Source organism: Lentilitoribacter sp. EG35 (genome assembly GCF_040784015.1).
Classification (GTDB): Bacteria; Pseudomonadota; Alphaproteobacteria; order Rhizobiales; family Rhizobiaceae; genus Lentilitoribacter.
In genome coordinates this window covers 283,617-309,160 of sequence record NZ_JBFNGQ010000001.1, presented here as the reverse complement: position 1 = coordinate 309,160, position 25,544 = coordinate 283,617, and the positions used below count along the sequence as shown (strand labels likewise).

The 25,544-nt window shown below is 43.7% G+C and carries 22 protein-coding genes; 10 read left to right on the top strand and 12 right to left on the bottom strand.

The window, feature by feature from the left end:
- Nucleotides 1-7: 7 nt before the first annotated feature.
- Together AB2J24_RS01405 and ettA are read right to left on the bottom strand one after the other, a co-directional pair.
- Complete coding sequence (locus AB2J24_RS01405) at nt 8-994, bottom strand: ArsR/SmtB family transcription factor (protein ID WP_367384498.1); 987 nt, start codon at nt 992-994, stop codon at nt 8-10.
- Between the two features lie 244 nt (nt 995-1,238).
- Nucleotides 1,239-2,888 carry an energy-dependent translational throttle protein EttA gene (ettA, locus tag AB2J24_RS01400; protein WP_367384163.1) on the bottom strand — a complete coding sequence of 550 codons (1,650 nt, stop codon included), beginning with the start codon at nt 2,886-2,888 and terminating at the stop codon, nt 1,239-1,241.
- Between the two features lie 134 nt (nt 2,889-3,022).
- Here ettA and AB2J24_RS01395 point away from each other — a divergent pair, with 134 nt between their 5' ends.
- Nucleotides 3,023-3,952 carry an alpha/beta fold hydrolase gene (locus tag AB2J24_RS01395; RefSeq protein ID WP_367384162.1) on the top strand — a complete coding sequence of 310 codons (930 nt, stop codon included), beginning with the start codon at nt 3,023-3,025 and terminating at the stop codon, nt 3,950-3,952.
- A gap of 82 nt (nt 3,953-4,034) precedes the next feature.
- Nucleotides 4,035-4,820, top strand: coding sequence for a TerC family protein (locus AB2J24_RS01390; RefSeq protein ID WP_367384161.1), 786 nt, complete (start codon nt 4,035-4,037; stop codon nt 4,818-4,820).
- Between the two features lie 19 nt (nt 4,821-4,839).
- Here AB2J24_RS01390 and AB2J24_RS01385 read toward each other — a convergent pair whose 3' ends face one another.
- The 6 genes from AB2J24_RS01385 to AB2J24_RS01360 all read right to left on the bottom strand — a co-directional run bounded on the left by AB2J24_RS01385 (nt 4,840) and on the right by AB2J24_RS01360 (nt 11,408).
- Nucleotides 4,840-5,142: a DUF1905 domain-containing protein gene (locus AB2J24_RS01385; protein ID WP_197742808.1), complete on the bottom strand. Its 303-nt coding sequence runs from the start codon at nt 5,140-5,142 to the stop codon at nt 4,840-4,842.
- Entirely contained in the window at nt 5,132-5,815 is a 684-nt protein-coding gene (locus AB2J24_RS01380) for a helix-turn-helix transcriptional regulator (RefSeq protein ID WP_367384160.1), read from the bottom strand. The genes AB2J24_RS01385 and AB2J24_RS01380 overlap by 11 nt, the downstream gene beginning before the upstream one ends.
- Nucleotides 5,816-5,821: 6 nt before the next feature.
- Nucleotides 5,822-6,121: a hypothetical protein gene (locus tag AB2J24_RS01375; protein WP_162652658.1), complete on the bottom strand. Its 300-nt coding sequence runs from the start codon at nt 6,119-6,121 to the stop codon at nt 5,822-5,824.
- 124 nt (nt 6,122-6,245) lie between these two features.
- Nucleotides 6,246-8,294, bottom strand: coding sequence for an RNA polymerase sigma factor RpoD (rpoD, locus tag AB2J24_RS01370; RefSeq protein WP_367384159.1), 2,049 nt, complete (start codon nt 8,292-8,294; stop codon nt 6,246-6,248).
- A gap of 333 nt (nt 8,295-8,627) precedes the next feature.
- Nucleotides 8,628-10,574: a DNA primase gene (gene dnaG / locus AB2J24_RS01365; RefSeq protein ID WP_367384158.1), complete on the bottom strand. Its 1,947-nt coding sequence runs from the start codon at nt 10,572-10,574 to the stop codon at nt 8,628-8,630.
- 114 nt (nt 10,575-10,688) lie between these two features.
- Nucleotides 10,689-11,408: a helix-turn-helix transcriptional regulator gene (locus tag AB2J24_RS01360; protein WP_162652661.1), complete on the bottom strand. Its 720-nt coding sequence runs from the start codon at nt 11,406-11,408 to the stop codon at nt 10,689-10,691.
- A gap of 254 nt (nt 11,409-11,662) precedes the next feature.
- Here AB2J24_RS01360 and carA point away from each other — a divergent pair, with 254 nt between their 5' ends.
- Complete coding sequence (carA, locus tag AB2J24_RS01355) at nt 11,663-12,853, top strand: glutamine-hydrolyzing carbamoyl-phosphate synthase small subunit (RefSeq protein WP_162652662.1); 1,191 nt, start codon at nt 11,663-11,665, stop codon at nt 12,851-12,853.
- 14 nt (nt 12,854-12,867) lie between these two features.
- On the opposite strand, the gene AB2J24_RS01350 is transcribed toward carA, so the two are convergent.
- The 3 genes from AB2J24_RS01350 to AB2J24_RS01340 form a co-directional block, all read right to left on the bottom strand.
- Nucleotides 12,868-14,235, bottom strand: coding sequence for an MATE family efflux transporter (locus AB2J24_RS01350; RefSeq protein WP_162652663.1), 1,368 nt, complete (start codon nt 14,233-14,235; stop codon nt 12,868-12,870).
- Nucleotides 14,236-14,395: 160 nt separating this feature from the next.
- The gene (locus AB2J24_RS01345) at nt 14,396-15,322 is read right to left on the bottom strand and encodes a neutral zinc metallopeptidase (protein WP_367384157.1); all 927 of its coding nucleotides are present in this window, start codon (nt 15,320-15,322) and stop codon (nt 14,396-14,398) included.
- A gap of 90 nt (nt 15,323-15,412) precedes the next feature.
- A complete protein-coding gene (locus AB2J24_RS01340; RefSeq protein WP_162652665.1) occupies nt 15,413-15,811 on the bottom strand; it encodes a DUF2306 domain-containing protein in 399 nt (132 codons plus the stop codon).
- Between the two features lie 83 nt (nt 15,812-15,894).
- Between AB2J24_RS01340 and AB2J24_RS01335 the strand changes: the two genes are divergently transcribed.
- The 6 genes from AB2J24_RS01335 to AB2J24_RS01310 all read left to right on the top strand — a co-directional run bounded on the left by AB2J24_RS01335 (nt 15,895) and on the right by AB2J24_RS01310 (nt 23,595).
- A complete protein-coding gene (locus AB2J24_RS01335; RefSeq protein WP_367384156.1) occupies nt 15,895-16,689 on the top strand; it encodes a LytTR family transcriptional regulator DNA-binding domain-containing protein in 795 nt (264 codons plus the stop codon).
- Between the two features lie 157 nt (nt 16,690-16,846).
- Entirely contained in the window at nt 16,847-17,323 is a 477-nt protein-coding gene (locus tag AB2J24_RS01330; RefSeq protein WP_367384155.1) for a hypothetical protein, read from the top strand.
- A gap of 239 nt (nt 17,324-17,562) precedes the next feature.
- The gene (gene carB, locus AB2J24_RS01325) at nt 17,563-21,048 is read left to right on the top strand and encodes a carbamoyl-phosphate synthase large subunit (protein WP_367384154.1); all 3,486 of its coding nucleotides are present in this window, start codon (nt 17,563-17,565) and stop codon (nt 21,046-21,048) included.
- A 152-nt stretch (nt 21,049-21,200) separates the two neighbouring features.
- On the top strand, nt 21,201-21,680 hold the full coding sequence (gene greA / locus AB2J24_RS01320) for a transcription elongation factor GreA (protein ID WP_162652669.1): 480 nt from the start codon (nt 21,201-21,203) through the stop codon (nt 21,678-21,680).
- A gap of 35 nt (nt 21,681-21,715) precedes the next feature.
- A complete protein-coding gene (locus AB2J24_RS01315) occupies nt 21,716-22,786 on the top strand; it encodes a glycosyltransferase family 4 protein (RefSeq protein WP_367384153.1) in 1,071 nt (356 codons plus the stop codon).
- 2 nt (nt 22,787-22,788) lie between these two features.
- Nucleotides 22,789-23,595, top strand: coding sequence for a glycosyltransferase family 25 protein (locus AB2J24_RS01310; RefSeq protein ID WP_367384152.1), 807 nt, complete (start codon nt 22,789-22,791; stop codon nt 23,593-23,595).
- Here the strand turns inward: AB2J24_RS01310 and AB2J24_RS01305 are convergent, their stop codons facing one another.
- Nucleotides 23,596-24,330: a hypothetical protein gene (locus AB2J24_RS01305; RefSeq protein WP_367384151.1), complete on the bottom strand. Its 735-nt coding sequence runs from the start codon at nt 24,328-24,330 to the stop codon at nt 23,596-23,598.
- Nucleotides 24,331-24,561: 231 nt separating this feature from the next.
- Between AB2J24_RS01305 and trxB the strand changes: the two genes are divergently transcribed.
- Nucleotides 24,562-25,506 (top strand): thioredoxin-disulfide reductase, encoded by a 945-nt coding sequence (gene trxB, locus AB2J24_RS01300; protein ID WP_367384150.1) that lies wholly within the window; start codon nt 24,562-24,564, stop codon nt 25,504-25,506.
- The last annotated feature ends 38 nt before the right edge of the window (nt 25,507-25,544 follow it).

The window sequence follows — 25,544 nt, the reverse complement described above, 5'->3', positions numbered from 1 at the left end:
ACTTATCCTATACTCGAGCCAGGCCCGATTCACTTTGCTCTGCGATTAATAAACGAGGGTCTTTTCCCATCCATATGGTCACAGTTAACTTTTGGTCTTGTTCATTTTGCGGTGTCAAATCTGATATTTTTTCTACATCCAACCCCTGAGACTTCATCCATTCAGCGACTGTTTCGTGCGGGAAACCAAGTCTTGCATGCGCAAAATCACTTCTAAGATAATCAAGATCATGAGGTGCAAAATCAATCACCACCATTCGCCCGCCCGGAGAAAGCATTTTTGCAGCTTCTTTGATGGCAGGAGCTGGATCGTATAAAAAATGCAGAACCTGATGAATAATAATGAGGTCAAAACTTTGTCGCTCAAAAGATAGGTTAAAAATATCTCCCTGACGAACAGACGCGTGCGTAATGCCAGCTTTATCCAATTTGTCACGAGCGATTGTCAACATCCGATGACTGGCATCAACTCCTAATCCGCGACGATATTGACCTTGTAGTAACTCCAGAATTCTTCCCGTACCAGTACCCAAATCCAAGAGTGAATTAATTGGAGCGGAACCAATGATATTGCATAATTCCTTTTCAACACGCTCTTCGGGAACATGGTGGCGGCGAATTTCCTCCCAGCTTTCGGCATTCAATGAGAAATATTCTTGCGCTTTTGCTGCACGTGTTTCCTTTACTGAAACCAATCGCTCATGATCATGGCTAAGAATTTTATCATCACGAGATAATCCTTCGATGATTTGACGTAACAAATTCGCATTACGCCCTTCTTTTATTGACCGGAAATAGGCCCAAGCTCCCTCTTGATAACGCTCAATAAGGCCAGCGTCTGCCAAAAGTTTTAAGTGGCGTGAAATTCTTGGTTGTGATTGACCCAAAATATCTGTCAAATCTGAAACGGTTAAATCACTTTGCGAAAGCAAAATAAGAAGCCTCATACGCGTTGGCTCACCAATAGCCTTCAGCACATCAACAGCGTCTTCCATCTCAAAACTAGAATGATTCAATGCGATAACCTCAAAAAGATATAAAGATATCTTTATATGATTTTCCACTTCCTTGCAAGTAATTTATCCTGTTTGAATTGAGGAAGCGTAAATAACGAATGAGGTAAAACTCCAAATTGGTATCGAGATTAAATTGATAACGAATTGATATATATAGAAAAAAGAGCGCCTATACTAAGGCACTCTTATTAATCTGATTACAAAATCAGGCAAAATGGAAATACTAACGTGTTAAAGGCTTGTACGTTACACGCTTTGGATTGACAGCATCAGCGCCCAAACGGCGAATCTTGTCCTGCTCATAATCCTCAAAATTACCCTCAAACCATTCGACATGGCTATCGCCTTCAAAAGCTAGAATATGTGTGGCCAAGCGATCCAAGAACATGCGATCGTGAGAGATAATTACCGCACATCCAGCAAAGCTCTCAAGCGCATCTTCAAGCGCTGCGAGCGTTTCAGTATCCAAATCATTTGTTGGTTCATCGAGAAGAATAACATTACCACCAGATTTGAGCATTTTTGCCAAATGGACACGGTTCCGCTGACCACCCGATAAATCGCCAACCTTCTGTTGCTGATCCCCACCTTTAAAATTGAATGAAGAACAATATGCACGACTGTTTACTTCATGTTTTCCGAGTTTAATAATGTCGTTACCCTCAGAAATCTCTTCCCAAACAGTTTTCTTACCATCAAGCGCATCGCGACTCTGATCGACATACGACATTTCAACGGTTTCACCGATTGTAATTGAGCCAGAATCTGGTGTTTCCTGCCCAGTTATCATCCGAAACAGGGTTGATTTACCCGCACCGTTGGGGCCAATCACACCAACAATGCCACCAGGAGGCAATTTGAATTCTAAATTGTCTATCAAAAGCTTATCACCATATGCTTTCGAAAGACCTTCAGCGTCGATCACAACGTTACCGAGACGCTCGCCAACCGGAATAATAATCTGCGCATCACCAGGGCGCTTATCCGCCGCTGCCTTTACCAATTCGTCATAGGCTTTAATCCGTGCTTTAGATTTGGCTTGACGCGCTTTCGGGCTAGACGAAATCCAGCTTTGTTCACTTGAAAGCGCACGTTGGCGAGACGCTTCTTCGCGGCCTTCTTGCTGCATACGTTTTGCTTTAGCTTCCAGATAGGCAGTATAATTACCTTCATATGGAATACCGCGCCCGCGATCGAGTTCCAAAATCCAACCCGTAACATTATCCAGGAAGTAACGATCGTGGGTAATCATGAGAACAGAACCGGGATATTCCCGTAAATGTTTCTCCAGCCATGCAATCGTCTCAGCATCCAAATGGTTGGTAGGCTCATCAAGGAGTAACAAATCTGGCTGACTAAGTAGCAATTTACAAAGCGCCACACGGCGAATCTCACCACCGGAAAGCTTATCGACAGCGCTATCACCTGGCGGGCAGCGCAATGCTTCCATCGCCATTTCAACTTGGCTATCCAAATCCCAAAGGTTTTGACTATCAATTATGTCCTGAAGTCGAGCACCTTCATCAGCGGTCTCATCAGAATAGTTCATCATCAATTCATTATATTTATCGATGATTGCCTTTTTATCAGCAACACCTTCCATCACATTTTCTGCAACAGTCTTTGACTGGTCAAGATGTGGCTCTTGCGGCAAATAGCCAAGCGTAGCTCCATCTGCCAGCCACGCCTCACCCGTGAACTCCTTATCAAGTCCCGCCATAATACGTAATACGGTAGATTTACCCGCACCGTTTGGCCCCAAAATACCAATTTTTGCATCGGGGTAAAATGAAAGATGTACGTTCTCTAAAACTTTTTTAGTGCCGTAAGACTTATTAAGCCCTGCCATATGATAGATAAACTGACGCGCCATTGATCCGTCCTGTTAATAGAATTGTTTTTGCACATGTAAGAGATTTGCAAGCTGCGGGCAATGGATGATATGGATAGTTACGAATATTCCACTGGTACCACCCGTTTCAACGGCTTAACATTACGAAAATTGACATGGTAAAAATCAAAACCTTGCAATTGCGCTCCAATTCGGGTGCAAACCTCTACCTCCGGCGATCCAAGCCGAAAGGCAAAGTGAAAGCCGTAGTGCAGATCAATCATGGTCTCACTGAGCATTCAGGTCGCTACGAACACTTTATGAAGCACTTGTCGGCAAATGATTATGCCGCAATTGCGCATGATCATCGAGGGCATGGCTTAACAGAAGCGGAAAAACTTCCAAGAGGACAATTCTCAACGCGTGATGGTTCAAGGAAAGTTTTGAAAGATGTCGATTTTATAAATAATTACATTCGGTCTGAATTTCCTGATACGCCCATTATTTGCTTTGGTCACTCTATGGGGGGACTAATCGCAGCAAATTATGCCACTGGACATCCCCATAAGATTGATGCCCTTGCGATATGGAATTCCAATTTTCAAGCAAGTGATTTCACACCTTTTGTACAATTCATATTGGGATTTGAAGCTTTTTTCTTAGGATCTGATGTCCCAAGTGCAATCATTCCAAAACTTACATTTCAACGATGGTCAAAATCGATTGACGGCGCAGTGTCTGGCACCGACTGGCTAAGCAGTGATCGTGAACAACTTGACGCGATCGCTGATGACGATTTAACTGGATGGAAGCCAAGCATTTCAATGTGGCAGGATGTTTTTAATTTCATGTCACGTGGTGCCAAAGTGGACACAATTGCACGCTTACCAAAAACATTACCTATAAACCTAGTTGGAGGTGGCGAAGACCCTGCAACCAACAAAGGGTTAGCCGTTAGTTGGCTTGCAGACAGGCTAAAAAAAACCGGCCTCAGCAATATAAATTTCAAAATTTACAAAGATGCTCGCCATGAAACCTTGAATGATTTTGATCGAAAAATAGCGATGGACGACTTTGTACTTTGGGCAAATAAGTTCATGGCTTAAAAAATAAAACATATCTTTGCGCTTGGCAAAACCCAATGAGTTTTGTTACGAGTTACAAAATCCCAAACCAATGGAGCTTCTTATGCTTGAAGGGCTATTCACTCTCGATAATCTAACCACGTTTCTTATCTTAACAGCCTTAGAAACTGTACTTGGATTTGACAATCTTCTTTACATCACCCTCGAAGCGAAAAAAGTTGACCCGGCAAAAGAGCGCTTGATCAGAAGGTGGGGCATTATACTGGCCATTGCTCTGCGCATCGTTTTGTTATTTGTCGTACTTCAGCTCATTCAGGCTTTTCAAGACCCCATATTCTCTGTTGACTGGTCTTTCTTTACTGCAAATGTAAGCGGACACTCACTGATCGTACTCGCAGGTGGATTGTTCCTTATGTATACTGCCATGAAGGAAATTTACCATATGCTCGGTGTGTCGGATTTGATGGACGAGGGATCGCGCGCAAGACGTAACTCATTCGCAAAAGCATTATTGTGGATTGTAATCATGAATGTAGTGTTCTCATTCGACACTGTGTTATCGGCGGTCGCACTCACAGACAATTTCATAGTCATGACATCAGCCATTGTTATTTCAGGTATCCTCATGGTCGTAATGTCTGATAGTGTTGCAACCTTCTTATCAAAAAACCGCATGTATGAAGTACTCGGACTATTCGTTCTGCTATTGGTGGGCATCGTGCTTATTGCAGAAGGTGGGCATATAGCACACCTTACATTCTTCGGTTTCCCAATCGAACCGATGTCCAAAGCAACTTTCTACTTTGTCTTGTTCTCACTGGTTTTGGTCGAAGTGGTGCAAACACGCTACCAACGCAAGCTTTTGAACGAACAAGGTTTAGGGCATTAAATTTCAGTAGCGTGGGTGCCTAGACATCCACGCTTACATTTATGTTAAATACCGGACCAACAGCCAGCTTTTCACGTTTACGAATATCTGCCTTTATGGGCAAAAAATAGCATCCGCTTGCCTTATCGGGGAAAAGTGACGTTTTCCATGAGGTCTCACCAACTCGCACTTTAACCCTGACAGAACCAAAGCTGGTTTTCTGATCAACACAGAAAGAACTAATATGCTGTGATATCTCTTGTGGTACAGTCATAAAATACCATGATCCACCAGAACTACGCCACATCTCAGTTTCGAAAGCATACTCAAGGTCAGATATCATCACGTCTCATACTTTCACCGTAGTCCTTATAGGTTTTGCCTTTTTCAAGCTTAAATTTTTGCCCCGTTAGACTACATCTTTCAATAAGGTCTACTCGAAAAACACGAAAATCATCGCGCAGCTCGCACCAAGTTGTACATGTCCAAACATGCCCCCAATATTCCAGCCCTAAGGGTCGCATTACTCGATTGGTCGCCTGTCCGGCTTTATCACGATAATCAATCTCAACTTTATCATGATTATCAACAGCGCCTCGAATTATCCCTAACGTCTCTCTTAACTCTGCGTCACTCTCGATGTAAACGGCTGTCGATGGCCTTATGGACATTGTTCGCCGGTTGGTAGGCAACGCGTCAATAATTTTAAACGAGGCTTCCTCTGCCGCAGCTGCCATCTCAGTATCAGCGATTGCCTTGACCATGTCAGCGCCCAGACGAAGGGCCTTGAGTTCTAACGGTGTAAAATGCAATGGCGGCAAATCTATTGGCTGATTAATCAAATAACCGACACCCCGCTCACCTTCGATTGGGATGCCAGATGCCATCAGGCCTGAAATGTCGCGGTATATTGTGCGCTGTGAAACACCTAACTCAGCTGCGATAAACTCAGCTGTGCGTAGTCTTTTACCACGCAACAGCTGCACAATTTCGAAAAGTCGGTCTACTTTTCTCATGAAATCCTAACTGGTTAACTTACTATCCAGATGTAACATCCGAACAGTTTTTCCATCAATCATGGAACCAAATTCAGCATTTCGAGAATCTTCACCAAATTTACTTCCGGCGAGTTTTGCATCTTCCATGTTTTGCCACTTAATAATATCAATCCAAATACCATCAGAGTTTTTGGTAAGAGACCTACTTATGAAGCCAGATTGATCCTTCGCAAATTGGGAAACTTTCTCTGCAGCTTTAAGCGCAGTAGCTTCGTCAATTCCTGAATTAAGTTTGAACTCTACCAGTTCAATTACATTTGTCATTATTGTCATCTCCTATTTGTTGACAATAACGGGTATACCTTAGTCCAACTGACACCTTTTGTCAGTTATAGAACATAAAAAAACCCGGACTGAGTCCGGGTTCCTAAATTCTATATAATCGTGACTAGCTATCCAAGAAACTACGTAATTTACGTGAACGACTTGGATGCTTAAGTTTACGTAATGCTTTCGCCTCAATCTGACGAATACGCTCTCGCGTCACACTAAACTGTTGGCCAACTTCTTCCAAAGTATGGTCTGTGTTCATTCCAATACCAAAGCGCATACGCAAAACGCGTTCTTCACGAGGTGTTAGCGATGCAAGAACGCGAGTTGTTGTCTCACGAAGGTTAGCCTGAATAGCTGCATCAATCGGAAGAATAGCATTCTTATCTTCAATAAAGTCACCCAAATGGCTATCTTCTTCGTCACCAACAGGTGTTTCAAGTGATATCGGCTCTTTTGCAATTTTGAGAACTTTACGCACTTTCTCAAGTGGCATTGCAAGTTTTTCAGATAATTCTTCCGGCGTTGGCTCACGACCAATTTCATGAAGCATTTGACGGGATGTGCGGACAATCTTGTTGATTGTCTCAATCATATGCACAGGAATACGGATCGTACGTGCTTGATCGGCAATCGAACGTGTAATTGCCTGACGAATCCACCAAGTCGCATAAGTCGAGAACTTATAACCACGGCGATATTCAAATTTATCAACCGCCTTCATAAGACCGATATTACCTTCTTGAATAAGATCGAGGAACTGAAGACCACGATTTGTGTATTTCTTCGCAATTGAGATAACCAAACGTAGGTTTGCTTCAACCATTTCCTTCTTAGCAATACGTGCTTCACGCTCACCTTTTTGCACCATATGTACAATACGGCGGAATTCAGCGATAGAAATACCGGTTTCGGTCGCAAGATTTTGAATCTCACCACGCAGGTTATTTACCTTACGCTCTTCAGCCGCAGCCAATTCCTGCCAGCCTTTGGTAGTCAGCGTTGAAATTGTCTCCATCCAATTCGGATCAAGCTCAGAACCCTGGTAATGCTCAAGAAAATCTTCTCGACGAACACCATAACTCTCAGCAAGACGAAGCAAACGACCTTCATTTTGTACAAGTCGTTTATTAATGTCGTAAAGCTGTTCAACAAGCGCATCAATACGGTTTTGATTAAGCGCTAGTGATTTCACAGCCTGAACGAGCTGATTTTTAAGCGCTTTATAGCGTTTTTCCTGCTCAGGCGACAACTCGTTGTCATCATTCTCACTTAAGCTAGATTCAACTTGTTGATCTTGCAATTCACGCAGACCAAAATAGGTATTAGCAATTAGATCAAGTGTTTCCATGACTTGAGGGCGAAGTTCACCTTCCATCGCCGCAAGCGATAGATTGGCTTCATCTTCGTCATCTTCATCATCATCTTCAATTAAGCTTTCGCCGCCAACATTAGTAACATCATCAGCACGTTTACGTTCAGCGAGGCGCTTTTCTTTCTCTTCCGCAGCTTTCCTGTCAGCCTCAATTTTTTCAGGGCTTTGAAATTGCGGTGCAGCTTTAGCTTCCGGACCAGAGTACGTCGTTTCAAGATCGATGATTTCACGCAATAGCGTAATTTCTTCGTTCAGTTCCTCGCGCCAAATAATCAAAGCCTGGAATGTCAAAGGACTTTCGCAAAGACCAGCAATCATGGTCTCTCGACCAGCCTCGATACGCTTGGCAATCGCAATCTCACCTTCACGGGAGAGCAATTCCACAGTACCCATTTCACGTAGGTACATACGAACCGGATCATCAGTACGATCAGTTGGCTCTTTTTTCTTTGCTTTTTCAACAGCCGTGCCGGTAGCAGTAGCTACTTCTTTGCTGGAGGTCGATGCAGCAGCTGCAGCAGCCGGCTCCTCCTCCTCAGCGACATCTTCTTCTTCAACGACGTTTACGCCCATCTCAGAAAATAAAGACAAAATATCTTCAATCTGCTCTGAGGTAACTTCCTCAGACGGCAGAACCGAATTAATTTCATCCATAGTAACATAACCGCGCTTTTTAACCGCCTTGATAAGCTTCTTTACCGCATTATCAGACAGATCAATTAGTGGGCCATCTGCACCACCATCACGCTCATTATCTTTTTCGTCTTTTTTTTCTTTTGCTTTTGTTGCCATAAGCCAGCCATTTCCTTGCAAACTGAACTTTTACCCAATGTCCAACATACGAGTTGGAGCCACACCGAGAATCACTTCAAGGCGATTTGACCAGTCGATGCTTAATTCCTGATTAACTTTAGGATATTCATGTGTTGGTGATTCCTGTAAAAATGCGCCACGTCAAGTATTTTTACGAAAAAACACCACATCTACCGTCTTTTTGCCTGTTTAATCTACTACACGCTTCTCAAATCTTAATTGATTTGGGATTGAATGACTTAAATTACAAGACGGATTCTCAGTTTTCTAGAGCTTAAGAGACGAAAAATAGTTATCCAACTCCAACTTTCATCAAGAATTAGTTCGACCACGTCCAGACAATACGCCAAATCCTTCAATAATTGCTTCTTGGCTTTCAAGACGTTCAATTTCGATTTGAATTTCATTTAGTGCAGACATTAATCCGGGAACAGATGCCTCATCACCCTCTTCCGTCACACTGGCAATATCTCGCTCCAGTTCGTTTTTTTGCTTTTTCAATGAGCGGGTACGTTGCTGTAGTGAAAAAGCCTGCAGAAAACCTTCGCGCGCATCTTCTGGCGCTGCATCACTGAGCGCTTGCCATAAGCGGAGCTGCCGCATTTGCTTTTCAAGTTGCTCGACCATCCCATTCATACTCTTCTGTAAAAGATGGCTGATCATTTCCCCTCTGCTCAACCGGCTGCCATCTGCACATGCTTCTTGCATAACCTTCCACAACTCGTTTAACTCACGGTTCTCAAACTCAAGCTCACTCAACATGTTGAAATCATCTATCAACATATGCGGATGGCTGATGATCGTATAGGCAAGTAAGCTTTCCCGAAGGGCGGGTAAACTAGACCGACCCGAAACCAATCCTGATCTCTTTAATCTATCAGAAGCGCCGACATTAGTGTTTGCTTCGGCTTGTTTGCCCCGGCCCGAGTTCTGATTGCGTCGATTAGAAAAGTTGGTGTTGTTCGTAAACTTGCTTCGAAAAAAACCACGCAACCTATCACGGATATCCTGCTGATAGTGTCTGCGGATGTTTTCATCAGTTATTGTGTTCGTTAGTTGCGCAAACCGTTTTTCAAGTTCGGCTTTGCTTTCCGGCGTATCATACACGCCCGTGCTCGTTTCACGGTTCCAAACCATATCGGCCAGACTGTTGGCATTACCAATAATTGCATCAAAAGCAGAGCGCCCTTCTTCATTTACAAGATCGTCAGGATCTTTTCCCACTGGCAACATCGCAAAACGAAGCGATTTACCTGGGCTTACATGCGGCAATGCGAGATCAATTGCACGCTCCGCTGCGCGGCGCCCTGCACCATCTCCATCAAAACATAATACTGGCTGGCTGGACACTCTCCACATCAAACGCAACTGGTTTTCCGTAAGCGCAGTACCAAGCGGAGCGACAGCGTGTTCTATCCCAGCTTGGTGAAGCGCTATGACGTCCATATATCCCTCAACCGCAATAATTGAGATGTCATCATTCTTGATCACTTTTCGCGCTCGGGCATAGTTAAAAAGCACATTACTTTTATGAAAAAGCTCTGTCTCATTCGAATTGAGGTATTTTGCAGGCGCACTTGGGTCCATTGCGCGCCCGCCAAATGCAATTGTTTTTTCTCTTGAGGATGGAATAGGAAACATGATCCGGTCACGAAATCGATCATAGGAAACTGCGATATCTGGGCCGTGCACGACCAGACCGCAAGCCTCTATCAGCTGTTTATCAATACCTTTCTGCGACAAATGTTCTTTAAGAGCATTGCGGCTATCAGGTCCAAAACCCAACCGAAACGTTGATATGGTTCGCCCCGAAAGCCCTCTATCTCGCAAGTAAGAGCGAGCCTTGGCTCCAACAGATTCTTGAAGTTGCATTTCAAAAAAGCTGGTTGCCATCTCCATAACATCTTCAAGCGTCGCTCTTTTTTCCTGCCTTTTCGCGGCCTCAGGATCAGGTGCCGGCAATGCGATACCTGCCTGATCAGCAAGACGAGAAACAGCCTCAACAAAATTGAGCCCCTCATATTCGGTCAGGAACTTGAAATGATCGCCTTTTTCACCACAACCAAAGCAGTAATACCTGCCCTTTTTATCTTCACAATGAAAACTTGGTGATTTCTCACCATGGAATGGACAACATGCCCAATAATCACCGCGAGGCGCATTCGTTTTCTTTCTATCCCACGTTACATGACGACCGATGACATCGGATATGGGTACCCGATCCCTTATTTCGTCTAAAAATGAGTTAGAAAAACGCAAAAGCCCCTCCTTGAACCGATATAGGCTACATTAAAACAACAAGCATATATTAGAAGGAGCGGTCTAGGCCAGTCATCTAAAACTGGTCAAGCAAAATTGTATGATTTTTTTAAATTATCTGATAAGACCGAGACGCATGGAGCGCACAACAGCCTGGGTACGGTTAACACACTCAAGTTTTTGCACTGCCAGCATAGCATAGTGATTAACAGTATGCTCAGACAGTGTCATGATCGTCGCAATTTCAGCGCTTGTTTTTCCTTCGGCGATCCACTGCAAAACTTCATTCTCACGCTGTGAAATGTTAGAATCCACTGCATGGTTTCCAGGAATAATTTCAAGCGTTTTTTCTACAAGTCTCGTTGCAAATAGTTGTATGTTTGCCAGCTGTTCATCTGACAACACAACATTTTTAGTTCCCGTTAAAACCAAAAGGTGCAAGCCATCGCCGTTATTAACAGGGAAATATGCATTTCGCTCGAAGTTGTAACTTTTAAGCAGTTTCCCATGCTCTTCGCTTAGGTTTGCAAATGGGATATCTTCTATAACTGGCGCAAGTTTGGTGCGACCAATATCCACTATGAACTCACATTCAGCGCGTCCCATAACATCATAATGGCCAAGCAGTTCCATCGGCCAGTTATTGGTAATGGCAATTGATCCAATAGACAGTTTTTCATTCTCAGAATGAGGAATTTGCGCGAGGATAAAATGTTTAAATCCATAGGATTCACAAGTCGCCCGTAATATTTGCTTTACATCGAAAACAGTCGCAATATCCGCTCTGAAATCGGGGGTAAAGACGTCCCTTGTTATTTCGGCGACTTGCCCCATTTAAAACCACCTATCTATTTTGTTGCTAACACCAACCTATTGGAAGCAACTTGTCCGAAACTGTCGGATTTCATATCAAATGACGAATTAATGAATAAATTTAGTGACCTACGATCAAAATGTAATTCAACATTTCTCAAATCCTATAACTTTAAGACCAGAAGACTGTTAATGAGAAAAAATTTTTATACACAAGCAAGTTGACCCGCAATTACTGCTCGTTTATCAGCATTAAAACTCCAAGGGATATTTCCATGACAAATACTGATACGATTGATCTTGCTTGGCCAAAAACCAAACCCACAGCATTGCTCGTTCTGGCCGATGGCACGGTGATCGAAGGTCAAGGACTGGGCGCAACCGGCGAAGTTGAAGCAGAAGTGTGCTTTAATACCGCCCTCACCGGTTATCAGGAAATTTTAACCGACCCATCTTATCTCGGACAGATCGTCACGTTCACCTTTCCACACATTGGAAACATTGGCGCGAACGATGAGGATATCGAAGACCTAACGCCCGTCGCTGCCCGTGGAGCGGTCGGCGCCATATTCAAGGCAGACATTACCAACCCTTCTAATTATCGCTCAGCTGAACACCTTAATGCTTGGCTTAAGAAACGCGGCATTATAGCTCTTTCCGGCATCGATACACGTGCACTCACGGTGTGGATTCGCGAAAATGGCGCGCAAAATGCCGTGATAGCGCATTCTCCCGATGGCAACTTTGATGTTGCAGCTCTAAAACAAAAAGCGGCTCAGTGGTCTGGTCTAGAAAATCTTGACCTTGCAATCGAAGCAACCAGCGGACAATCCAGCAAATGGGACGAAAAACCATGGGTATGGAATAAAGGATACGACACCAATACCGCTTCAGATCTGCATATCGTGGCTTTAGACTTCGGCGTAAAACGAAATATCCTACGCTTATTCAGCGGACTAAATTGCAAAGTAACCATCGTTCCAGCCAAGACTTCTGCAGAAGAAATTCTAGCGCACAGCCCTGATGGGATATTCTTATCCAACGGTCCTGGCGATCCATCTGCAACGGGTGAATATGCAGTTCCTACTATTCAAAAATTGATGGAAAGCAAAGTTCCAATCTTTGGCATTTGCCTCGGTCATCAAATGTTGGCTCTGGCACTTGGCGCTAAAACAGTAAAAATGCACCAGGGCCACCACGGCGCAAACCACCCCGTCAAAGACCACACGACCAACAAGGTGGAGATCGTTTCGATGAACCACGGCTTTGCTGTTGATAGCGAAAGTTTGCCAGCTGAAGTGGAAGAAACACATGTTTCATTATTTGACGGAACAAATTGTGGTCTACGCGTGAAAGACAAACCTATCTTTTCGGTACAGCACCACCCAGAGGCCTCACCTGGCCCACAAGATAGTCATTATCTCTTCCAAAGATTCATTGACTTAATTCAATCTCAAAAAGGCTAACTAACACCGCAGCTTTACGATACGGCAGGATCTACCTCTTGCCGTATACGATTGATAATGAAAAGATAACGCCCTGCCAAGAATATACTCGCAAAGACGAGCCCCAGTGTTAGGCCATACCAAATACCAACCGCGCCAAGTTCAAAAACAAACGCCATAATATAGGCAGATGTAAGACCTATAGGCCCGTAACATGTAACGGCAAGAAGCATCGGCACAGTAGCATCTTGAAATCCACGCAACACGCCCCCAGCAATAGCCTGCCCTGCATCAACAAATTGAAATGCTGCAGCAACCAATAACAACGGTAAAGCAAGTGCTGCCACGTCGACGGCATCTACTTTAGTCTCATCTAAAAAGAGCGAGATAAGTTCCGTTGGGAAAAGCGCCATAATCGCCGCTGTCAGCATAGCAAACCCGATAGATACAAATAATGCGGCTTTTGCGGCATTCCCCACATCCATTAGATTACCTCTTCCATAGGCTGAACTTACGCGTACCGTGGCGGCACCTGAAATTCCTAACGGGATCATAAATGCAATCGCGGCTAACTGCATTGCAATTCCATGGGCTGCAAGCTGGCGCGCACCAAGCCAACCCATCAATATTGAGCCGCCTACGAACATTGTAATCTCGGCCAAAATAGAGATAGAAATTGGAACGCCCAAAGTTGCCACTTTACGAAAAACTTCCCAATCTGAACGCCAAATGCGAGCTAACAACTGGTACTCACGATATTCAGGTCGTGCATAAATCCATCCAAGAACAATGAGCATGATAATAAGGTTCGTCGCAAGCGAAGCCCATGCAGCCCCGACAACGCCCAAAGCTGGCGCACCCCAATTTCCATAAATTAATATGTAATTGAGGAATATATTTATAAAAATTCCAGGTATAATTGACCAAAAAACAATTTGAGCACGTTCGATTGAAGAAAAGAAATTGCGTAATACCAATGCCCAAACACTTAGAAAAGTTCCCCATTGAGCAACCCGAATATAATCACTTGCAAGTTTTGAAATTTCCGGTTCCTGGTTCAAGAATATAAAAACCTGTTCAAAATTCCATAGGATCGGCATTGAGACCAACCCTACAATAGTACCCAGCCATAGCCCCATTCTAACAGCTCTACGCAAGGCTATTTTATCACCACGTCCGTGGGCATTACCCGCTAGCGGCACCACTGCGTGGCCAAATCCTGCTCCTATAATGAAAAAGAAGAATATCGCTTGTGTGCCCAAAACTCCGGCAGCCAGGCTGAATGTCCCATCCAAACCAAGCATAATCGTGTCAGTTGTGTTAATCGCTATTTGAGCGAGCTGGCTTCCAACCAAAGGAACGCTAAGTAACAGCGTTCGCTGAACATGTTGAGAAAAGTTCATCGTAATATCTTATAAGCATGAGTAGATCTAAATTGCTCACCGCAAATTGACCAAAAAGACTCGCACCATAACGCGGGAATGCTCTATCCGATAGATATATTCGTATCAGCATCAGCAAAATGACGCCATATCAGAGATATCACTTTGAAATATTTAAAGATTAAATATTTGTGTTGAACGTGTCACAGGATGCCAATTTTCCAGTTTCAAAACCGCGAGTAAACCAGTTTTTACGCTGCTCCGAAGTCCCATGATTAAAGCTTTCAGGCACAACAAAGCCTTGCGAACGTTTTTGCAAAGTATCATCACCAATTTGGTTAGCAGCATTAAGCGCCTCTTCGATATCTCCACGCTCCAGAAGGCCTTTTTGTGCGGTGAAGTGTGCCCAAATTCCAGCAAAGCAATCTGCCTGCAACTCTACTCGGACAGACATTCTATTTTCCTCGACTTTCGACATTGATCGACGCATCTGGTTAAATTTTGGAAGAACACCAATCACATTTTGAACATGATGACCAACCTCATGAGCAAGAACATAGGCTTGAGCGAAATCTCCCGCTGCACCAAATTTGCGAGCAAGTTCATCATAAAAACTTAAGTCAATGTAAACTTGGCTATCGCCCGGGCAGTAAAATGGACCGGTAGCAGAACTTGCGGTACCGCAGGCAGAGTTCACACGACCACGAAAACTTACGAGTGTAGGCTCAGGGTAATCGACACCTTCAGACTTCATAATACCATTCCATACATCTTCTGTTTCAGCCAGAACGGTACGGACAAATTGCGTCATTTCATCTTGCTCGGCGGTAGAGGACTGGCTTTGAGTTGTCTCAAAATTGGACGCTGACTCTCCACCCATATTTGAGAGAATATCGGCAGGAGAAACGATACCAAACGCCCAAAGCCCCAAGAAAATGACACCCAGTAGAAGCATCGACTTAAAGCTCATACCTCCTCGACCACCCATTTTACCTCGTGATGGCAATCTAATACCACCTCGCCCAAACGGACTGCGCGAACCACGCCCGGAAGACTGGTTTGTTCTATCTTCAAAATTACTTGATTGACGACGGCCTTTCCAGCGCATGATCACTCCCGATCTTGATATTATTTTCCCCATTCGTAATAGCTCTAAGGAAAATAATCAATTGGCGTTGAGCGCGACTATTCAATCCAATTATCCAAAAAAGACCCTAAACATCAAACGCCCGGGAAGAAGTGTAAAAAAACCAGCACCAACAATGGCATAAAAATATAATGTTTTCATGTTCTTCATATGAGCAGATATTTGGCCCGATCGTGCCTGCTTTATACCTTGGTAGACACTCCAGAGTGCAAAGACAGACAAAAGATGTATAGGACTAAAGGGCCCAATCATCTTAATACCGGAAATCCAAAAACTGGTTATGGCAACCACGACCATTAATCCAACCCAAAATCTACCAGAATTTTTATGTATTTGGGTGCCCTTTTTTGTACTGAGAACAAATGCACCAACAAACAATGCTGCAATCGCTCCATAAGTGTGTATTTGTATAATCAGCGAAGTTTCAAAAAGAAGCTGAAAATTAGGCATTTAGGTATCCCTATCATTGAATAATGTTAAAGGCGCATTTATGATACGACTTGCCATGAGCAAACTTCTTCTTCGTGAAACACATGATAAAAAACGCGAGTAACAATTTACTACATTTGACGCTTCGTGAAATGCAGTCCGGATTTTTGAACATCAAATTTGTAATTTGCATGATCGCCGCGGTTACGATTCTGACAATAGCCGGTCCCTTTGGGACCCTCCGCTCTTTCAATATATTAGAACGCTTTGCCTATTGGCTCATACTCACGCCTATAACTTTTCTAATCGCAAGTTTCTGCGCAACATTTATTGTAGTTTATTTATCAAAACTAGGAAGTGGAAAATGGCTCAGCCACGGGATAGCCGGCATAGCCGCTGGCATTCCTGTTGGCATTTCTGTTTGGGCATTTCATCTTCTACTGAACAATCAAATTGCGCCTGATTGGAATTTTTTATCAACGATGATATCAAATACAATTCCAATTACCTTTGCCATCACCATGGCCTACGCCTCACTATCTCAAAATAATACATCCAGCGTTGCGAATGTTAAAGGCTCAAAATCCAGCGATTTGTTCTTCAATCGATTGTCGAAAAAACTCGGCCGCGATATAATCAGCCTCAATGCTCAAGATCACTATGTGGAAGTCCGGACAACGCTTGGCAGTGAATTGATTCTTATGCGAATGAACGACGCAATTGCGGAGCTTTCCGACCATGAGGGCCTTCAAATACATCGTTCATGGTGGGTTGCAAGAAAACATGTTGTCAAAATTCTGTCGAGAGACGGCAAAAAATTCCTGCAACTGACCAACAAAACAAGAGTACCGGTAAGCAGAAGTTTTTCAAAAAATATTCAAAGCCTTACGCAAAAGTAAGACAGTTGAAAATCAAGCCCACAAATTTAAATTTTGTGTGCAGTGCAAAAAATAAACCTTGGTTTGGCCTCACAAATACCGTAATGCGCGTCTTATTATCGGCATATAATTAGCCTAATAGTGGCAATTTATGCCCTATCTCAATCAGGAAGTACCAATGAAAAAAATACTAATTGCGCTCACAATGTCTGCAGTTGCTGCCGTTGCTTTGACAGGTTGCAACGATGAAGAAAAGAAAAAAGCGGAAGCTGCTGAAAAGGCAAAAATAGCAGCAGAAGAAAAAGCCGCAGCTGAGAAGAAGGCCGCCGAAGACAAGCTTGCCGCTGAGAAAAAAGCAGCTGATGAGGCTATGGAAAAAGCTAAGATGGAAGCAGAAGAAGCTGCTAAAGCCCTAGAAGAAAAAGTTAAAATGGAAGCTGAGGCTGCCCTTAAAGCGGCTGAGGAAGCAGCTGAGAAATTGAAGATGGAAGCTGAGGCGGCACAAAAGGCTGCTGATGAAGCTGCGGAAAAAGCTAAAATGGAATCGGAAGCTGCAAAATCTGACGTTGAGAAAAAATTAGATCAGGTTGGCGAGACTGTCGACGCTGTTAAAGATGCTGCGAAGGCTATTGAAGGTCTTACAAAAACTGACTAATTTTGCATACAATTATGTAGACAAAATTCACGTTAAAGCGGTCTGTTTTCAGGCCGCTTTTTCATTTGGGCTAAAACAATCAAACTAATCTCAAGACTTGCCCACAATTTTCCATATCTAAGGGGTTACAATTTATCCATCATACCCTATAAGGCACGCTTAGCCATTGAATTTTTATATGCCAAGCTGGTAGGAGGCCCCTGCCGGTTTTATTGTGCAAAATGATACGGATAAGCGCCATGGGTAAAAGAACAGATATTAAATCAATTCTCATTATTGGCGCTGGGCCGATTATTATCGGGCAAGCCTGCGAATTTGACTATTCCGGCACGCAAGCATGTAAAGCACTTAAAGAAGAAGGTTACCGGGTCATTCTGGTCAACTCAAACCCCGCCACGATCATGACGGATCCAGAGCTGGCCGACGCAACTTACATTGAGCCGATCACGCCGGAAGTTGTCGCAAAAATTATTGCAAAAGAGCGTCCAGATGCTCTGCTGCCCACTATGGGCGGTCAAACAGCACTGAACACCGCTCTTTCATTAAGGCGCATGGGTGTTTTGGATCGCTATAATGTGGAGATGATTGGCGCTCAACCAGATGCAATCGACAAAGCCGAAGATCGCTCGCTGTTCCGCGAAGCTATGACCGAAATTGGATTAGACACGCCAACGTCCATGCTTGCAAACGCAACTGACATCAAGAACGCAGATCGCGAAACACACGAAGCTGCACGAGATGAACTGCGCAAAAAATTTCAAGGTGAAGCACTCGACAAGAAGTTAGACGCGCTTGAAAACACCTGGAACCTTGGCGAAACTGACCGTAAACAACGCTACATATCGCACGCAATGGGATTGGCAGCCCAAGCGCTTGATCTTGTCGGTTTACCAGCAATTATCCGCCCTTCTTTCACAATGGGTGGAACAGGCGGCGGAATTGCCTATAACCAATCCGAATATATGGAAATTGTAAGAAGCGGCCTGGATGCTTCTCCGACAACGGAAGTCCTTATTGAGGAATCCATACTTGGTTGGAAAGAATATGAAATGGAAGTTGTCCGCGATAAAGCGGATAATTGCATCATTATCTGCTCCATTGAAAATTTTGATCCTATGGGTGTTCACACTGGCGATTCCATCACTGTGGCACCGGCCCTCACTTTAACGGATAAAGAATACCAAATCATGCGTAATGCATCGATTAGAGTATTGCGCGAAATAGGTGTAGAAACAGGTGGTTCTAACGTTCAATTTGCGGTTAATCCTGCAAACGGTCGCTTAATCGTTATTGAAATGAACCCGCGCGTGTCGCGTTCATCTGCCCTTGCATCCAAAGCAACTGGGTTTCCAATCGCCAAAGTTGCGGCTAAACTTGCCGTCGGTTATACGCTTGATGAACTGGAAAACGACATTACGGGCGGCGCAACGCCTGCATCATTTGAGCCATCAATTGATTATGTTGTTACAAAGATTCCACGCTTTGCATTTGAAAAATTCCCAGGTTCAGAGCCAACATTGACTACTGCAATGAAATCCGTTGGTGAAGTTATGGCCATTGGCCGGACATTCAACGAATCCTTGCAAAAAGCACTTCGCGGTCTTGAAACTGGCCTAACTGGTCTTGATGAGATTGATATACCTGGACTTGGTGAAGATGATGATCAAAACGCCATCAAAGCTGCAATCAGCACGCCAACACCAGATCGACTTCGCATGGTCGCACAAGCCATGCGTCTTGGTATGTCAAATAAAGAAATCCACGATACATGCTGGATTGACCCCTGGTTCCTTGAACAGCTCCGCGCTATTATCGATATGGAAGCCCGAGTGAGAACCCACGGCCTGCCTGAAGATCAGGATAACTTTCGCACGCTCAAATCAATGGGCTTTTCAGACGCGCGTCTTGCGTCACTAATCATGAAAGACGAAGCCGACGTTTCAAAAATACGTCGTGAGCTTGATGTCATACCAGTCTATAAGCGCATTGACACGTGTGCTGCAGAATTTGCATCCCCTACGGCTTATATGTACTCGACTTATGAGACACCATTTGCAGGAGAACTTCGTTCGGAAGCCGATATATCGGATAAGAAAAAAGTCGTCATCCTTGGCGGCGGACCAAACCGTATTGGCCAAGGTATCGAATTTGATTATTGCTGCTGCCATGCGTGTTATGCGCTCAATGACGCCGGTTACGAATCCATCATGATTAACTGTAACCCTGAAACGGTTTCAACAGATTATGATACCTCGGATCGCCTGTATTTTGAGCCGCTGACAGAAGAAGATGTCATGGAAATTCTACTCGCTGAGCAGACAAATGGTTCTCTTGAGGGTGTTATTGTACAATTTGGTGGTCAAACTCCGCTTAAACTTGCAAATGCGCTCGAAAAAGCAGGTATTCCAATTCTTGGCACGGCCCCTGATGCAATTGATCTTGCAGAAGATCGTGACCGCTTCCAAAAGTTACTGATTAAACTTGATTTAACACAACCGAAAAATGGCATCGCCTATTCTGTCGAGCAATCACGTTTGATCGCCGCTGAAATAGGGTTCCCACTCGTCGTTCGACCATCTTATGTTCTTGGCGGACGCGCGATGGAAATTATTCGTGATGAAGCAACCCTGTCACGCTACCTTCTGGACACTGTTCCCGAACTTGTTCCTGAAGATATCAAAGCTAAATATCCAAATGACAAAACGGGGCAAATCAATACTCTTCTTGGCACAAATCCGCTATTGTTCGACAGCTATCTAACAAATGCAATTGAGGTCGATGTTGACTGTCTATGTGATGGCGATAGTGTTTATGTTTCGGGCATTATGGAACATATCGAAGAAGCGGGCATTCACTCAGGCGACAGCGCATGCTCTCTTCCTGCGCATTCCCTAAGCGATGAGATTCTGGATGAACTAGAAAAACAAACAGAAGCACTTGCAAGAGCGCTCAATGTTGGCGGATTGATGAATGTTCAATATGCAATAAAAGACGACACGATTTACGTGATTGAAGTGAACCCGCGCGCATCGCGGACTGTACCCTTCGTTGCAAAAACAGTTGGTGCACCAATTGCAAAAATTGCTGCCCGAATTATGGCTGGTGAAAAGCTGGACAATTCATTCTCTGCTTATGGTGACAAACCAAACCCAAGAAAACTCAACCATATTGCAGTTAAAGAGGCTGTATTCCCATTTGCACGCTTCCCCGGTGTCGATACTCTGCTTGGTCCTGAAATGCGATCAACTGGTGAAGTTATGGGGCTTGATACCGATTACGCACTATCCTTCGCGAAATCCCAACTTGGCGCTGGCGTCGAACTTCCGCGCAGCGGTTGTGTCTTCATCTCAGTAAAAGATGAAGATAAACCACGGGTACTAGGCGCTGCAAAAAAACTATCCGGCCTTGGCTTTAAAATAATGGCAACAACAGGCACGGCAAATTATTTTGAAGAAAATGATTTAGACATTGTTCGTGTCAATAAAGTGAGTGAAGGCCGCCCTGACATTCAGGATTCCATCCGAAATAGACAGGTACAAATGGTAATCAACACGACATCTGGTGCCAAAGCGATTTCACACTCAAAATCTTTGAGACTTGCAACTCTGACTAATAAAATTCCTTATTTTACGACAATGGCAGGCGCAGCTTCTGCTGCTGATGCGATCGAAGCTTTAAATGCAGGAAACCTTGAAGTTAGACCTCTTCAAGACTATTTCAGTTAGAGTGAGTGGCTTCCATACATTCATAAAACAGCAATGATTTGCTAAAATTCGGGTTTATTGTATAGAATTCGATGTCGTCTCAGTTGAGAATCAATAATGTTATTTATGACTGACGTAAATTTACGCAGTCCAAGTTAGTTAGGGGCAATACCATGGTCGAAAAAGTACCCATGACCCAAGAAGGATATACCACTCTTCAGGAAGAGCTTCGCATGCGAACTCAAACTGAACGTGGGCGCATTATTGATGCTATTTCAGAAGCTCGTGCCCATGGTGATCTTTCCGAAAACGCCGAATATCACGCGGCAAAAGAAGCTCAAAGCCATAATGAAGGTCGCATCATGGAGCTTGAAGACTTAACCTCGCGCGCTGAAGTTATTGATCTGAGCAACATGTCTGGTGACACTGTTAAATTTGGTGCTGTTGTAAAATTGGTTGACGAAGATACTGATGAAGAAAAAACTTATCAGATTGTCGGCGATCAGGAAGCAGATGTTAAACTTGGTAAAATTTCTATTTCCTCACCAATAGCCCGTGCTTTGATTGGTAAGACTGTTGGCGATTCCATAGAGTTTAATGCGCCCGGTGGCTCTAGAGGCTATGAGATTCTTGCTGTAAGCTGGGGCAACTAGCAACAGAATTACTTTATTTTTGTCGGTAAGCTCTAATGACCAATTACATTAATTTAGACGATGTTGAGGTCATTGCACCCAATTTCAAAAAACGCTTGTCTGGTGTTACGTCTACAATTATTCAACTGGTACCACGACAGCGAAAACTTGGCTTAAATATTGCGGTCTGCGGCGCTGGTTTGCCTGCTGAACTACCTCATGTCAGAATACGAGACTTTTGGAAATTGTGGTTCACGACAAAAAGCGGTGACCATCGTATCTGGCATGCACGTCGTAATATCGAGATGCTGCCAGCGATCATCATGCGCGATTTACTACGAATGAAATTAAAAATCGTATTCACTTCGGCATCACAGCGCCAACATAAAAAATATACAAAATGGCTCATTTCCAAAATGGATTCGGTCATCGCAACCAGTCATAAAACGGCAAAATATCTTGAAGTACCCAACACCGTGATTATGCATGGAATTGATTTAGAGAGGTTTAGCCCGGCCAAAAACAAGCAAGATACCAAGCGACAACTTGGGCTGGATCCTACAAAAAAAATTGCCGGTTGCTTTGGCAGAATTCGCAAACAAAAAGGCACCGATATTTTCGTAGATACAATGATTGAGGTTTTACCCCAACACGAAAATTGGATTGCAATAATCGCAGGCCGCACAACAGCAGAACATATCGACTTCGAAAGGGGCCTTAAATCCAAAATCGACAATGCAAATTTGGCAGATCGCATACTATTTGTCGGTGAACATACCAATATTGAAAACTGGTATCAGGCGCTTGACCTGTTCATCGCACCGCAAAGATGGGAAGGCTTTGGCCTTACTCCGCTAGAAGCCGGCGCTTGCGGGGTTCCAACAATTGCTGCAGATGTTGGCGCCTTTTCTGAGATCATTATTGAAAACAAAACAGGTGCAATGACCCCAATCAATGATCCTGAACGCATGATCGAGCTTACTAAGTTCTACATCGAAGATGAAGCTCTTCTGAGCAAACACGGGAAACATGTCAGACATCATATGGAGACAGAATTCTCATTACAGAAAGAAGCCACGGCAATAAATAACACCTATCAAGAAACCTCGGATTCTTTCAAAGGTTAAAAATGAAAGCGCTCGTAATAAATCTCAAAACGGCTCCAGAACGCAGAAAGTTCCAGCTATACCAACTTAAAGAGTTAGGCATTGAATTTGAGTTTTTGGATGCGGAGACAGCAAGTAAAGCACCAACACTTCGATCCGAAGAATATTGGATGACAGGCGTTCGACCACTCAAAGATACAGAGAAAGCATGCCTTATCAGCCATTGGAACTGTTGGAATAAGATAGTAAAAGCCAATGAACCAATGTTAGTCTTGGAGGATGATGCGTTTTTATCAATCAAAACGCCTCAACTCTTAAGCGCTATCAAAAACCTTACCGGAATAGATATACTTAATCTTGAAACCAGACATAGACGAGTGTTATTGAAAAAGAGCCCTGAACAATTATCGGGTTTGTACCAACTACTTTTGAATAGAGATGGTGCTGCTGCATACATTTTGTGGCCGAGCGGGGCACAGAAAATGATTGAAAAAGCGAATAGGAAGGCCGGCATCGCTGATGCGATGCTCTGGACAAGCTTTGAACTTCATGCTTACCAGATGAACCCGGCGTTAGCATTACAATCGGACAAATGTAAGAATTATGGAATTTCAAACCCATTGGAAACACGATCATCCATTGCGACCGATGAAATTCACCCGCGCGACAAGCCAAGCGGCCGCTCTGAATACTTCAAGTTCCGTTTCCGGCGTTTCCTAGAACAATTGCATTTAGCACAGCCCATGGTCTTCAACTATTTCAGCTCTGAGAAGAAATATCTTGAAATTGTCAAAGATGATTTTGACTATCTTGCAAAATATAAAGGCTAATCACCACCAACTTGTTCGATCGCGATGGTGAGCCTCCCGCAACCGCTTAAACGCGGTATCTTCGTCCTGTAATCTTAAAAAGATCTCTTCCAAGATTCGGCCTACTATTGGCGTTTTAAACATTTTATTTAACCGCCAGCGCAAATTTCGCAAAGTATCATCGGTACCAACAGCAAAACACGACATACCTCCAAATAACGGCATCAAATTATCGTGCAATTGAGAAATCTTCGCCTCATCATACACCAGGTTTTTCGCATTACTAAGCGTACGTTCGGTCTCATAAACCTTTACAATATTGGCAAGCAATGAACCTTGTATAGCTACAGCCTGTACCGTCGAATCTTCATCATGATCTGCAAATGTTTCGCAAGCCGATACAAGCCATCGCAAATTTAGCTCATTAATCAAAAAAGCACCTTCCTGCTGCCAAAGCTCTACATAAGATGCGTATGTCTTCTGGATTTGAAATTCACGCCTTAGAAGCACAATTAATTTGGCATGGTAGAATAAAAGTTCTGACTGCCCGGAAAACTCGAGACGAAGGTTCTTTAAATGCGCTTCCAAGGATTTATCCGAACCATATGTTTGTTCTGGTTCACCCTCGTCAATAACTTGCTTCTTTAACATCATTAGATCGACATTGTCGGATGTACTTCTTACTGCGCCCAAGCGTTTCCTATGCTGATTAATTGAAAAAAATTTTTCAAATCGCGTCTTTTGTCGACGTGCCATATCTTTGGACCCTCATAGATGGGAAGTCTAAACATTCAAACCACAGAAAACTTTGTAAATCACGATCACCGTAAATGCACTTAAAATATGCGCAACACATCATTCTCTCGATAGTTTGATCGTCAAAACCATGATGAACTGTGAGTAAGCAAGATCACCCCCTTGAAACAAAGACCCGGCAGTCACTAAGTATCACAAGCATAAATCATTCTTATTTTCGAAGGAAACCCAATGTCTGACCGTCACGTCCCTGTGTTAATTATTGGATCAGGCCCTGCAGGCTACACAGCTGCAATTTACGCAGCGCGCGCCATGTTAAAGCCTGTCATGATCACAGGCCTTGAACAAGGTGGTCAATTGATGATTACCTCCGAGGTCGAGAACTATCCCGGCTATGCAGATGCCGTACAAGGCCCTTGGATGATGGACCAGATGTTGCAACAAGCCAAAAATGTTGGCTCAGAGATCATAATTGACACAGTTACAGACGTAGACGTCAGTGAAAGACCTTTCAAAGTTTCAACAGATTCGGGCAATAATTTCACCGCAGATGCCCTTATCATTGCGACAGGTGCGCAAGCTAAATGGCTGGGGCTTCCATCAGAGCAAACCTTTATGGGTGGCGGTGTATCTGCTTGCGCGACCTGTGATGGCTTTTTCTATCGCAATAAACATGTCGCCGTTGTTGGCGGGGGAAATACGGCTGTTGAAGAAGCGCTTTACCTCTCCAACCTTGCCAATAAAGTTACAGTTATTCACCGCAGAGATGAGTTTCGCGCCGAAAAGATATTGCAAGAACGTCTATTTGCAAAAGACAATGTTGAAATCATTTGGGATACTGAAGTTTCTGAAATCACAGGCGATACATCCAAAGCGCCTTTGCCTCCATCAGTAACTGGTGTGAATTTGCACAACAGAAAAACAAATGAAGATAGCTCTATAGAAATAGATGGAATTTTCATTGCCATTGGGCATGCCCCTGCGGTTTCTCTATTTGAAGGCAAGTTAAAGCAAAAGCCAAACAAATATCTCTGGACTGCACCAGATTCAACCGCAACGGATGTTGAAGGTGTATTTGCTGCCGGCGATGTGACGGACGATATCTATCGACAAGCAGTTACAGCTGCTGGCATGGGATGTATGGCAGCATTAGAAGCAGAACGTTTCTTGGGTTAAGTAAACTCTCCTCCTTGTTTACATTGATGTTTTTAATT

Coding starts and splice junctions, on each gene's coding strand:
- ettA (WP_367384163.1), bottom strand. CDS start 2,888: ATGGCGCGTCAGTTTATCTATCATATGGCAGGGCTTAATAAGTCTTAC.
- AB2J24_RS01330 (WP_367384155.1), top strand. CDS start 16,847: ATGAAAAAAATACTAATTGCGCTCACAATGTCTGCAGTTGCTGCCGTT.
- AB2J24_RS01345 (WP_367384157.1), bottom strand. CDS start 15,322: ATGCGCTGGAAAGGCCGTCGTCAATCAAGTAATTTTGAAGATAGAACA.
- AB2J24_RS01390 (WP_367384161.1), top strand. CDS start 4,035: ATGCTTGAAGGGCTATTCACTCTCGATAATCTAACCACGTTTCTTATC.
- AB2J24_RS01395 (WP_367384162.1), top strand. CDS start 3,023: ATGGTAAAAATCAAAACCTTGCAATTGCGCTCCAATTCGGGTGCAAAC.
- rpoD (WP_367384159.1), bottom strand. CDS start 8,294: ATGGCAACAAAAGCAAAAGAAAAAAAAGACGAAAAAGATAATGAGCGT.
- AB2J24_RS01305 (WP_367384151.1), bottom strand. CDS start 24,330: ATGGCACGTCGACAAAAGACGCGATTTGAAAAATTTTTTTCAATTAAT.
- AB2J24_RS01380 (WP_367384160.1), bottom strand. CDS start 5,815: ATGAGAAAAGTAGACCGACTTTTCGAAATTGTGCAGCTGTTGCGTGGT.
- AB2J24_RS01310 (WP_367384152.1), top strand. CDS start 22,789: ATGAAAGCGCTCGTAATAAATCTCAAAACGGCTCCAGAACGCAGAAAG.
- AB2J24_RS01335 (WP_367384156.1), top strand. CDS start 15,895: ATGATAAAAAACGCGAGTAACAATTTACTACATTTGACGCTTCGTGAA.
- AB2J24_RS01350 (WP_162652663.1), bottom strand. CDS start 14,235: ATGAACTTTTCTCAACATGTTCAGCGAACGCTGTTACTTAGCGTTCCT.
- AB2J24_RS01385 (WP_197742808.1), bottom strand. CDS start 5,142: ATGATATCTGACCTTGAGTATGCTTTCGAAACTGAGATGTGGCGTAGT.
- AB2J24_RS01375 (WP_162652658.1), bottom strand. CDS start 6,121: ATGACAAATGTAATTGAACTGGTAGAGTTCAAACTTAATTCAGGAATT.
- AB2J24_RS01315 (WP_367384153.1), top strand. CDS start 21,716: ATGACCAATTACATTAATTTAGACGATGTTGAGGTCATTGCACCCAAT.
- carA (WP_162652662.1), top strand. CDS start 11,663: ATGACAAATACTGATACGATTGATCTTGCTTGGCCAAAAACCAAACCC.
- trxB (WP_367384150.1), top strand. CDS start 24,562: ATGTCTGACCGTCACGTCCCTGTGTTAATTATTGGATCAGGCCCTGCA.
- AB2J24_RS01405 (WP_367384498.1), bottom strand. CDS start 994: ATGGAAGACGCTGTTGATGTGCTGAAGGCTATTGGTGAGCCAACGCGT.
- carB (WP_367384154.1), top strand. CDS start 17,563: ATGGGTAAAAGAACAGATATTAAATCAATTCTCATTATTGGCGCTGGG.
- greA (WP_162652669.1), top strand. CDS start 21,201: ATGGTCGAAAAAGTACCCATGACCCAAGAAGGATATACCACTCTTCAG.
- AB2J24_RS01340 (WP_162652665.1), bottom strand. CDS start 15,811: ATGCCTAATTTTCAGCTTCTTTTTGAAACTTCGCTGATTATACAAATA.
- AB2J24_RS01360 (WP_162652661.1), bottom strand. CDS start 11,408: ATGGGGCAAGTCGCCGAAATAACAAGGGACGTCTTTACCCCCGATTTC.